This is a genomic window from Ensifer oleiphilus, from assembly GCF_013371465.1.
Classification (GTDB): Bacteria; Pseudomonadota; Alphaproteobacteria; order Rhizobiales; family Rhizobiaceae; genus Ensifer; species Ensifer oleiphilus.
This window is the reverse complement of record NZ_JABWDU010000002.1, coordinates 901,373-912,305: the sequence shown is the minus strand read 5'-3', so window position 1 is coordinate 912,305 and position 10,933 is coordinate 901,373. Positions and strand designations below refer to the sequence as shown.

Below are 10,933 nucleotides of genomic sequence, written 5' to 3'. Positions count from 1 at the left end.
CGCCATTTCTGATCGCACTCATGAAACTTTGTCATGGTGACGCATTTTGCCCGCATTCGCGCGGTTTTTCAGGCCCCGGCGCTTGCAAGACCGGGCGTCTTTCTACATAGACCTAACCGCTATGGAGCCTGGCTTTTTCGTTCCGTAGCGCTCACCGCGTCTCGAAACGATCAGGACCTTTCATCATGGCCTTCCTTGCCGATGCTCTTTCCCGTGTAAAGCCTTCCGCCACCATCGCCGTTTCGCAGAAAGCCCGCGAGCTGAAAGCGAAGGGACGCGACGTGATCGGCCTTGGGGCAGGGGAGCCGGATTTCGATACGCCTGATAATATCAAGAAGGCGGCGATCGACGCGATCAACCGCGGCGAGACGAAGTATACGCCGGTCTCCGGCATCCCGGAACTGCGCGAAGCGATCGCCAAGAAGTTCAAGCGCGAGAACAACCTCGACTACACCGCCGCCCAGACGATCGTCGGCACCGGCGGAAAGCAGATTCTTTTCAACGCCTTCATGGCGACGCTCAACCCGGGCGATGAAGTCGTCATCCCGGCGCCCTACTGGGTTTCCTACCCGGAGATGGTGGCGCTGTGCGGCGGCACGCCCGTAACCGTTTCGGCGACGCAGGAAAACAACTTCAAGCTCCAGCCTGCCGATCTCGACAAGGCGATCACGCCGAAGACAAAGTGGTTCATCTTCAACTCGCCGTCCAATCCGTCGGGCGCTGCCTACAGCCATGCCGAACTGAAGGCGCTGACCGACGTCCTGATGAAGCACCCGCATGTCTGGGTGCTGACCGACGACATGTACGAGCACCTGACCTATGGCGACTTCAAGTTCGCGACCCCGGTCGAAGTCGAGCCAGGCCTTTACGACCGCACGCTGACCATGAACGGCGTCTCCAAGGCCTATGCCATGACCGGCTGGCGCATCGGCTACGCGGCCGGCCCGTTGTCGCTCATCAAGGCGATGGACATGATCCAGGGCCAGCAGACTTCCGGTGCGACGTCGATCGCGCAGTGGGCTGCCGTCGAGGCGCTCAACGGCACGCAGGACTTCATCCCCGAGAACAAGAAGATCTTCGAAGGTCGCCGTGATCTCGTGGTGTCGATGCTGAACCAGGCCAAGGGCATCGCATGCCCGACGCCGGAAGGCGCCTTCTACGTCTACCCGTCCTGCGCCGGCCTGATCGGCAAGACGGCGCCTTCGGGCAAGGTAATCGAGACAGACGAAGACTTCGTCTCGGAACTGCTCGAAGCCGAGGGCGTTGCCGTCGTGCACGGCTCGGCCTTTGGCCTCGGCCCGAACTTCCGCATCTCTTACGCGACGTCGGAAGCGCAGCTAGAGGAAGCCTGCCGCCGCATCCAGCGTTTCTGCGGCGCCTGCAAGTAAGCTTGAGGCTTTGCATGCAATAGAAAAAGCCCGCCGGTGACGGTGGGCTTTTTTGTTGGCAAACCGATTCAACACGCGGTCAAACTGATTCAATCCCGCCGGATAAGGCGTTGAATTCAGATTCGATCTGCCTTTTGTCTAAGCGCCCGGAACCTCGTCGTCGCCGACGACGCCGCCCTCGCTTTCGAGGATGGAGAGGCGGCGGGTCTCGGAGCGGGTGAATTTCAGGCAGACGCCGATGCCGCGTTCGCCTTCCGGAAGAAACACCGCGCCTGCATTCTCGAGCGCATGCGTCAAAGACAGGATCACCGCATCGGCGGGCTTTTCCAGTTTGCGCTCGAACTTCAGGATCGTGTCTTCATCGACGCCTGAAAAGCTTGCCAGCATCTCGCGGGAAATTTCGATCAGCGCCCGGGCGGCGCGGCACTGTGAACCTGTAATCATCGTCACCTCCAGTTGAGTGGAGGATGCGCGAGGGCCTGCGACGGGTCAACCGCAAGCAAGGCGTCCGCGACCTTTCGACCACGGACCGTTTGCCTGTATCGGTTGGAGACGCTCGGCAGGGGCAGGGTGGACCTTGCCAGATATCTCCGCCGTCCATTGAAGGTGGAAGCCTTATTTCCCCCTCATCACCTCGATGATACCGGAGACCTCGTCGGCGCCGAAGCCGCCGGCGAGACGTTTTTGCGCCAGCCGTTCCATCGGCTCCATGAACGCCGGATCGATGCCCTGGCTGCGGCTCGCGGCAACGATGTTGGTGATCGCCACCGATTGCATCGCCAGGTTCGACATCACGTCGCGGGCGTGATCGCCGCTGTCGATTCGCTCGGCATAGTCGGGCAGCGCCGTCATCATCGCGGCGAGCCAGGGCTCGACCAGGGGCAGGAACTGCTTGGCCGTGACGCCGACGCTGCCGGCAAGCGCTGTTGCATGCAGATAGCCGCCGAAGAGGCCGTACATCGCCGACAGCAAGGCGAGGTCGTTGACAGCGGCAAGCACAGGATCCTCGCCGAGATAGTGGTTCTGACCGAAGGTCGCCAGGTGCTCCGTGGCGTCCTCAAACGCTTGGGCGCTGCCGCTGTAGAGAATGAAGGCGTCCGGTGTACCGATCATCGGTGGTGTCGCCATGATGCCGCCATCAAGATAGCGCGCGCCGGATGCGCCAAGCCGGGTGGCGACCGCCCGGACTTCATCCGGGCGACCGTTGGTGAGGTTGACGACCGTCTTGCCGGCGAGCCTGGGGCCGACGTCGGCAACTGTGGTTTCGACTGCGACATAGTCGGTGAGGCACAGGATGATGGCGTCGCTTGCTGCAATGGCCTCCGTGACGGTTTCGGCCAGGCGGGCACCGCGGGCAATGAGAGCGTCAGCCCGCGCCGATGTGCGGTTCCACACGGTCGTAACGTGGCCGGCATCGAGGAGGGCGTTGGCAAGCGCCGTGCCCATCGCGCCGAGGCCGATGAGGGAGATGGTCTTCGACATCTTGTCTCTCTGTTCTGGCGCGTTTCAGGCCGCAGGCGAAAGTTGCTGGCTGAGACCGCCGTCGACCGTCAGTCTCGCACCTGTGGTGAACGTCGCGTCGAAGGCAAGGAACAGCACGGCGCGCGCCACTTCGTCGGCCGTGCCATTGCGGCCCATCGGCGTGATCGCGTCGCCCAGCGCCTTGAACTCGGCGCGCTCGGCGTCGGTGATGCCGGCAACACCCTTGGTCGGCGTGTCGATGAAGCCGGGGCTGACCGAATTGACCCTAATGCCACGCGGCAGCAGCTCGGCGGCAAAGACCGAGGCAAACGAGATCAGCGCCGCCTTGCTGCCGCTGTAGACCGCCATGCCGGGGTAACCGCCGACATCGGCGACCGAGGAGGTAAAGACGATCGAACCGCCATCGCGGACCAGCGGCGCCAGCCGCTGGACGGTGAAGAAGGCGCCCTTGGTGTTGATGGTGAACTGGCGATCGTAGGAGGCCTCCGTCACCTGATCGAAGGGTTCGAGCAGCGACGTGCCGGCATTGATGTGCAGCAGGTCGATCGAGCCCAGCTTCTGGCCGACCGTCGCTCCGAGCACGGCGATCTCGCCGAGGTCGGAAATGTCGGATTTTACCGCATGGACGCGTGGTCCGAAACGCTCCTGGATCCTGGTGAGGTTGGCCTCGTTGTTGCCGGTCAAAAGCACCTCGGCGCCACCGTCGACGAGCCGTTCGACCGTCGCCAGACCCATGCCGTGCGTGCCACCGATGACGACGGCTTTCTTGTTCTGATAGATACTCATCTTCTCTTCCTTCGATATCAGGTTTCGACGAGGAAGAGATAAATTCGTGGACGATATTGCGAAAGTCTGGCAAACGTGGATCAATCGTCCACATTTGTAGACATTGGGAGCGGCAATGCGCAACCTCAACGACTTCATCGTCTTTGCCCATGTCGTCGATCACAAGGGGTTCGCGCCGGCGGCGCGCGCACTGAACGTGCCGAAATCGACGCTGAGCAAGCGCGTGGCCGAACTGGAAAAGACGCTTGGCGTCAGGCTGATCAATCGCACGTCGCGGCGTTTCACCGTCACCGAGATCGGCGAGGATTTCTATCGCCATGCCGCGGCGATGCTGATCGAGGCGGAGGCGGCCGAAGCCGTCGTCATGGGGCGGCTCGCCGAGCCAAGCGGCACGGTCAGGATCACCGCCTCGGTGCCGACGGCGCAGATGACGCTGGCCGGTCTCCTGCCGCCGCTGGCGGCGGCCTATCCGAAAATGCGGGTGATGCTGCACGCGACCGACCGCTTCGTCGATGTGGTGCAGGAGGGGTTTGACATCGCCGTGCGCGATCACTTTGCGCCGTTGCCGGATTCCGGCATGGTGCAGCGGCGGGTGGCAACGGATGCGATCCTGCTGGTGGCAGCGCCGGCCTACCTCGAGGGTTGCGGGCACCCGCGCGAGCCCAGTGATCTCTCGCGTCACGACGGTCTTCTGGCGTCCCTGACCTCGGAGGGATGGACGATGCGCAATGACGCGGGCGTCGTCGTCCGGGTTCGCCCCGAGCCGCGCTTCGTTGCGGACGAATCCCATGTGCTGCTCGCCGCCGCCGTCTCCGGCCTCGGCATCACCGCGCTGCCGCGAAAGATCTGCCGGGCGGAAATCGAGGCGGGCATCCTGGTGCGCGTGCTGCCGGACTGGGAAGCGGGGAGCGTGACGACGACCCTTTTGATGCCGCATCGCCGCGGGCAGTTGCCGTCGGTGCGCGCGGTGGTCGATTTCATTGCCGCGCGTCTGCCTGCCGGATGAGAGGGGCCTTTTCGAACGCCTGCGCTCGAAAAGAAAAGGCCCGCACCGGGCGGGCCTTCAATGCTTGTCTGGGTGGCGGGCTCAGCGCTCGGCCAATGCCGGTTCGCCCTTTTTCTCGCGCACCAGGTTCATGAACCGGCGGAAGAGGTAGTGGCTGTCCTGCGGGCCCGGCGAGGCTTCCGGATGGTGCTGTACCGAGAATATCGGCCTGCCGGCGACGCGCAGGCCGCAATTGGTGCCGTCGAACAGCGAAATGTGAGTCTCTTCAACGCCTTCCGGCAGCGACTTCGAATCGACTGCGAAGCCATGATTCATCGAGACGATTTCGACCTTGCCAGTGGTGTGATCCTTGACCGGATGGTTGGCGCCATGGTGACCCTGGTGCATCTTCTCGGTCTTGCCGCCGAGCGCCAGCGCCAGCATCTGGTGTCCGAGGCAGATGCCGAACACCGGAATGTCGCTCTTCAGCAGGTCCTGGATGACAGGCACGGCATACTCGCCGGTTGCCGCCGGGTCGCCCGGGCCGTTGGAGAGGAAGATGCCGTCCGGCTTCTGGGCGAGCACGTCTTCGGCGCTCGTGGTTGCCGGCATCACGGTGACGCGGGCGTTGAGGCCGGTGAAGAGCCGCAGGATGTTGCGCTTGACGCCGTAGTCGAGCGCCACGACGTGGTACTCGGCCTCTTTTTCGCCGAGCGTCGAATAGCCTTCGTCCCAGACCCAGGGCTTCTCGGTCCACTGCGAAGACTGGCCTGACGTGGCGACCTTGGCGAGGTCGAGGCCTTCGAGCCCGCTCCAGGCCTTGGCTTCCTTCTTCAGCGTTTCGATGTCGAAGACGCCTTGGGGATCATGGGCGATGACGGCGTTGGGCATGCCGTTTTCGCGGATCCAGGCGGTGAGCGCACGGGTGTCGATGCCGCAAAGGCCGATGATGCCGCGGGCCTTCAGCCATGCGTCGAGGTGCTTGACGGAGCGGTAGTTCGACGGCTCGGTGATATCGGCCTTGAAGATGACGCCGACCGCGCCGTGGCGGGCTGCCGGCGTCAGGTCTTCGATGTCCTCGTCATTGGCGCCGATGTTGCCGATATGCGGGAAGGTGAAGGTGACGATCTGGCTGAGATAGGAAGGGTCCGTCAGGATTTCCTGGTAGCCGGTGAGCGCGGTGTTGAAGCAGACTTCCGCCTGCACCTTGCCGGTCGCGCCGATGCCCTTGCCTTCGATGACTGTGCCATCGGCAAGAACGAGCAAAGCGGTTGGTTTTTCAGTGGTCCATGCGGGTGTCGCGGTCATCGTTCCTATCCCGTTGTGGCGTGGAGCGCGGGGCTTGAAAGCCCGGCGGCTGATCGCCATTTCATGTGGTCAGGCATGGACGCGCGGAATCCCCGCGAAAAGTGCTCACATGCCGATGTCGTGCAGGTGCGGGAAAATAGCCAAAGCGCAAAGCCCGGTCAACCGGCCGCTGTGAATTGTCCGGAAATAAAATTCCTTATAATTCAAGCGGTTGTGTAATCCGTTTGATTGCACCTGCCACACTGGTTTAAGACGACGACAACATTGACGCATCGAACCGGTTCCGGGCAGAGCACCGCGGGCCGGCTTCGACATGGAGTAAAGACATGCGCGACCAGTTCGCTGAGGTACTGAAAGAAGCCTTGAAGGCCAAGGACACGCGCCGCACGTCGACCGTGCGGCTGATCCAGGCTGCGATCAAGGACCGTGATATCGCCAACCGTGGCCTGGGCAAGGATCCGGTCGGCGATGAAGAGATCCTGCAGATCCTCGCCAAGATGATCAAGCAGCGTGAGGAATCCGCCCGCATGTACGACCAGGGCGGCCGGCCGGAACTCGCCGAGCAGGAGCGCCAGGAAATCGTCATTATCAACCAGTTCCTGCCGGCTCAGTTGCCCGAGGAAAAGGTCAGGGAACTGTGTGCTTCGGTGATCCAGGAGACCGGGGCGCACGGCCTTCGCGACATGGGCAAGTGCATGAACGCGCTCAAGGAGCGTTATCCCGGCCAGATGGATTTCGCCAAGGCCTCCGGCCTCGTCAAGGATCTGCTGAAGTAATCGACAGCGCCCGCTCTTTTGCAGCGGGCGCCGTTGCGGCACTGAACCCTCCGGCGAGCCTGGCATAGACCTGATCGATCAGCGCGAACTTCTCCGCCTGATAATCCCAATACTCCCGGATGAAGCCCTTCGACAGCCAGAGGTTGCCCCGGCCCGGTGGGCCATCCCACCCCATACTGCCCAACTCCGCCGCCTTGCTGAAGATGCGCTTGAGATGCGTCTTCGAGATCATGAAGCGATCGCTGAGATCGCTCGACGAGACGGCGCCGATATCGGCCCGTTGGGCATTCGGGTCGAAAAGGCCAATGCGTGAGAACAGGTCGTCCATGACGACGCCGCCGGAATTGACCCAGGTGAAGAGATCGAAGGTCGGCCCCGGGCGACGAACCCGGTCGTTGCCGACAAGGGCGTGAGCGATGGCCGGCTGCAGTCGGGCAAACAAATCAGGCGCTTGCTCGATAGCGGTCGTCCTTGTGCCGCCGTCGAGGGCGTCCAAAATCGTCAGATGGGCTTGCAGCCATTTCCAGACGTAGTCGAGGGCCACCTCGGTCGGCTCCAGTGGCCGGGCTCGCTTGTCTGGCCGATCGGCGATATGGCGGGCGAAGCGATAGGCGACCATCTCCTGCGTGAACGAGGCGGCGGTGTTGCGGCTGGCGATCGCGTTTGCGACGATATAGTCAACGAACCGCCCGGAATAGAAACCGCTTGCCGGGTCCTGCGGGTCGCGCTCGTGATAGAGGGCAAGGCCCGACTGTGCCATCAGCCAGCGCTGCTGCGAGGCGAAGATCGAGGCGAGCCGCGGGTTTGCGCCATACATCTCGACCATGCCGCGCGCATAGCTGAGAACGGCGTTGAAGAAGCCGGCGCTGGATGCAAGTGCTTCGACGGAGAGGGCCATGATGCGGGATCCGAGGTCGGGAGGCGAATTCATCCTATCGGGCCGGACCGGAGTCAAGGTCGAGACACGGCCTGCGTGTAGAAATAAATTCTCGTTTAACGTGTGTTGATCGCGATGCACAGCAAGCCGGGTTTACAATTGCCATCGTCATGGCCTGTGAATTGCGGGCACGGTCTTTCAGCCCTGTGGCGTCCGGCGGTCTTGCCGCCTATATGGAGGATCGACCAGAGGTATCCATGCGCTTTTCACAGTCCTTTCTTGACGAGATACGCGACCGCGTGCCGATTTCGGACGTGATCGCCAAACGCGTCACCTGGGATCGGCGCAAGACGAATGTCTCGCGCGGCGACTACTGGGCCTGCTGCCCCTTCCACGGCGAGAAATCCCCAAGCTTCCACTGCGAGGACCGCAAGGGTCGCTACCATTGTTTCGGCTGCGGGGTTACCGGCGACCATTTCCGTTTCCTCACCGATCTCGAAGGGCTGAGCTTTCCCGAGGCGGTGCAGCAGATCGCCGATATGGCGGGTGTCGCCATGCCGCAGCCGGACCCGCAGGCAGAGAGGCGCGAGAAGGAGCGCACCAGCCTGCTCGACGTGATGGAGCTGGCGACGCAATTCTTCGAGGATCAACTGCAGCAGGCCAATGGCGCCAAGGCACGGGCCTATCTTCGCGAGCGCGGGCTGACGGGCCGCACGATCGAGACGTTCCGGTTGGGTTTTGCGCCCGACAGCCGCAATGCGCTGAAGGAATTTCTGGCCGGCAAGGGCATCGGCAAGGAGCAGATCGAGGCCTGCGGTCTGGTGGTGCATGGCCCCGACGTGCCGGTTTCCTACGACCGTTTCCGCGACCGCATCATGTTTCCGATCCTGTCGTCGCGCGAAAAGGTGATCGCCTTTGGCGGCCGCGCCATGTCGCCGGATGCGCCGGCAAAGTATCTCAATTCCAACGAGACCGAGCTCTTCCACAAGGGCAACGTGCTCTACAACTTTGCGCGGGCGCGACGGGCGATGTCTGCGGGCAGCCGTCCGGGCGACACCGGGCAGAACGAAAGCGGTGCCGCGACGATTATCGCGGTCGAAGGTTACATGGACGTGATCGCGCTGCACCAGGCGGGTGTCGAGAATGCGGTCGCTCCGCTTGGAACTGCGCTCACCGAAAACCAGCTCGACCTCTTGTGGAAGATGACGTCGCAGCCGGTGCTCTGCTTTGACGGTGACGGCGCCGGCATTCGCGCCGCCAACCGCGGCGTCGATCTGGCGCTGCCGCATCTGAAGCCCGGCCGCTCTGTGCGGTTCGCCATGCTGCCCGATGGCAAGGATCCCGACGATCTGGTGCGCCAGGAGGGCCGGGCGCCCTTCGATCAGGTGCTTGCCAATGCCCGCTCGCTTGCCGAGATGGTCTGGCAGCGCGAAATTCAGGGCGGCTCGTTCGATACGCCGGAAAAACGCGCCGAGCTGGAAGCGAGGCTAAAGCAGGTCACCGCCGTGATCGCCGACGAGAGTGTGCGGCGCCACTACGGCCAGGACATGCGCGACCGGCTGCACGCCTTCCTTCAGGCATCAAGCGGCGGTCGCGGCGGCGAGCGGCGGCAGTTCGAGCGCGGCGGCCGCCAGGGTGGCGGCCAACGGGGCGGACCTGGTGCACGCCCGCAGAACACCTCGGGGCCGACGGCCGTTTCCGATCGGCTGGCGCGCTCGTCGCTGGTCAGCGGCCAACAGGTGGTGCCTTCGCTGCGCGAAAGCGTTCTGGCGCTCACCATCGTCAATCACCCGCAGCTGCTTTTCGACGAGTACGACGAGATCTCGACCATCGAGTTCGACCATCGCGATCTGCAGCGCTGCTGGGCGGCGGTGCTGAATGCTGCTGCCGCCAACGGCCCGCGCCTGACGCGCGAGGGGCTGGTGGAGCAGCTCGACGCCGAAGGCTTTGCGCACCTGATTGCGGCCATCGACCAGCAGATCCGCTATGCCCGGCTTTGGACGGCGACGGCGGCTGCAGCACCCGAAGATGCCCGCGAGGGGTATCTCCAGGCGCTGGCGCTGCATCAGCGCTCCAAGGCGCTGCATTGGCAAAAGCGCGAACTGGAGCGGGAACTGGCGCACGCAACGGAGGAGGGAGATCTCGAAGCCGTGCCGCAGCTGCTGCGCACGCTGCAGGAGGTTCAGTTCGAAGTGACCCGGCTTGAGAACCAGGAAGCGATCATCGAAGGTTTTGGCGTGCTTTCGGGCCGGGTGAAGGGGCCGGCGGCCCGGTAACCACTGAAAAGCCGCTCAGCGAGGTCGAGGTCCTGTCCAGTGCGGGCAGGATCCCCGCTATTCGCGCCAATGTTCGGCCACCCAGGCAGACGGGTGGATGTAATGGCGGAGGTGGCTGATCGGGCTCTTTTCGCGGTGGTCGCCGGTAAACAGCCGGCGAATGTGCCCAAGCGGCGTGTCGACGCGGCCGCGCTCACCATATTGCCCGTCGATCGCGTGTTGCGGCAGCAGGTTGCGGGGGAAGAGCACGACGCGCGCATCGGCCGGCAGGCGCGGCGCCAGGAAGTAGTTCAGAGGAAAGATGTGGCGACAGTCCCGTCGAAAATGCAGCACCCAGCGTCTGGGAAAGAGCTTCACGCCACCCGGCGCATTGCGGGTGACGAAGCGCTGCTCGAAACGATATTCGTCCGCGATGGCTTGTGGGTTGGCCCTGAACTTTTCCTGAAGCGGCACGAGCTTGCCCACAGGGAAACGGAAAACTGAGGTTTGACCGAGCCGCTCGAAAGGCGTCGTCTGGTTTCTCGCCAGGACAACGTCGTCGGGTCCTTCCCTCTCGAAGAAGCAATCGAGCGATCCGACAACGACGATGTCGAGATCGAGGAAAAGGACCGGTCCCTTGAGATTGCCGAGCTTCGGCCCCCACAGTCGCGATTTCTGCCAGATGCCTGGCGTCTTCGTGGGCATGTTGGCAATGTCGAGCGGTGGCAGGTCCTCGCAGAGAATTTCGTTGCGCAGTCCGTCGCGATTGTCGGTAAAACAGGTGAAGGTGAAGGGTGGGGTGATGTTGCGCGCCACCATGGCATAGAGCCGGTTTATAAATGGAGCGCCGTATTTCGTACCCCAGTTGATGCAGATCACTTGCTTGACGCCGCCGCTTGCCGCCAGAATATTCGCCATGATGCCCTTCCGATGATATCGGCTTCCTAAAGTACCGATGCATGAATAAGGCCGCGCTGTCAAAAACACCAATCCTCGACCGAAAACACCTGCCGATCCTCCCGGATATCCAGCCTGTGTCTTCAAATAGGCTGACGCCTATGGCATTGCCGTCGCAT

General features: G+C 62.9%; 10 protein-coding genes. 4 read left to right on the top strand and 6 right to left on the bottom strand.

Annotated features, from left to right (window positions below; all coding sequences use genetic code 11):
* Positions 1 to 185 precede the first annotated feature (185 nt).
* On the top strand, positions 186 to 1,388 hold the full coding sequence (locus tag HT585_RS11130; RefSeq protein ID WP_176352946.1) for a pyridoxal phosphate-dependent aminotransferase: 1,203 nt from the start codon (positions 186 to 188) through the stop codon (positions 1,386 to 1,388).
* A 138-nt stretch (positions 1,389 to 1,526) separates the two neighbouring features.
* Here the strand turns inward: HT585_RS11130 and HT585_RS11125 are convergent, their stop codons facing one another.
* The 3 genes from HT585_RS11125 to HT585_RS11115 all read right to left on the bottom strand — a co-directional run bounded on the left by HT585_RS11125 (position 1,527) and on the right by HT585_RS11115 (position 3,656).
* The gene (locus HT585_RS11125; protein WP_176352945.1) at positions 1,527 to 1,832 is read right to left on the bottom strand and encodes an XRE family transcriptional regulator; all 306 of its coding nucleotides are present in this window, start codon (positions 1,830 to 1,832) and stop codon (positions 1,527 to 1,529) included.
* Between the two features lie 171 nt (positions 1,833 to 2,003).
* Positions 2,004 to 2,870, bottom strand: a complete 867-nt coding sequence (locus tag HT585_RS11120; RefSeq protein ID WP_176352944.1) for an NAD(P)-dependent oxidoreductase — start codon at positions 2,868 to 2,870, stop codon at positions 2,004 to 2,006.
* Between the two features lie 24 nt (positions 2,871 to 2,894).
* Entirely contained in the window at positions 2,895 to 3,656 is a 762-nt protein-coding gene (locus HT585_RS11115; protein ID WP_176352943.1) for an SDR family oxidoreductase, read from the bottom strand.
* 115 nt (positions 3,657 to 3,771) lie between these two features.
* On the opposite strand from HT585_RS11115, the gene HT585_RS11110 reads away from it, so the two are divergent.
* Positions 3,772 to 4,662: a LysR substrate-binding domain-containing protein gene (locus HT585_RS11110; RefSeq protein WP_176352942.1), complete on the top strand. Its 891-nt coding sequence runs from the start codon at positions 3,772 to 3,774 to the stop codon at positions 4,660 to 4,662.
* Positions 4,663 to 4,743: 81 nt separating this feature from the next.
* On the opposite strand, the gene carA is transcribed toward HT585_RS11110, so the two are convergent.
* Positions 4,744 to 5,949, bottom strand: a complete 1,206-nt coding sequence (gene carA / locus HT585_RS11105; RefSeq protein ID WP_176352941.1) for a glutamine-hydrolyzing carbamoyl-phosphate synthase small subunit — start codon at positions 5,947 to 5,949, stop codon at positions 4,744 to 4,746.
* A gap of 326 nt (positions 5,950 to 6,275) precedes the next feature.
* Between carA and HT585_RS11100 the strand changes: the two genes are divergently transcribed.
* Positions 6,276 to 6,725, top strand: a complete 450-nt coding sequence (locus HT585_RS11100) for a GatB/YqeY domain-containing protein (RefSeq protein WP_176352940.1) — start codon at positions 6,276 to 6,278, stop codon at positions 6,723 to 6,725.
* Here the strand turns inward: HT585_RS11100 and HT585_RS11095 are convergent.
* A complete protein-coding gene (locus HT585_RS11095) occupies positions 6,706 to 7,623 on the bottom strand; it encodes a hypothetical protein (RefSeq protein ID WP_176352939.1) in 918 nt (305 codons plus the stop codon). The two genes, HT585_RS11100 and HT585_RS11095, sit on opposite strands and share 20 nt — an antisense overlap.
* Positions 7,624 to 7,859: 236 nt before the next feature.
* Between HT585_RS11095 and dnaG the strand changes: the two genes are divergently transcribed.
* Entirely contained in the window at positions 7,860 to 9,878 is a 2,019-nt protein-coding gene (dnaG, locus tag HT585_RS11090; RefSeq protein ID WP_176352938.1) for a DNA primase, read from the top strand.
* A gap of 57 nt (positions 9,879 to 9,935) precedes the next feature.
* Here dnaG and HT585_RS11085 read toward each other — a convergent pair whose 3' ends face one another.
* Entirely contained in the window at positions 9,936 to 10,775 is an 840-nt protein-coding gene (locus HT585_RS11085) for a glycosyl transferase (protein WP_210270372.1), read from the bottom strand.
* Between the last annotated feature and the right edge of the window lie 158 nt (positions 10,776 to 10,933).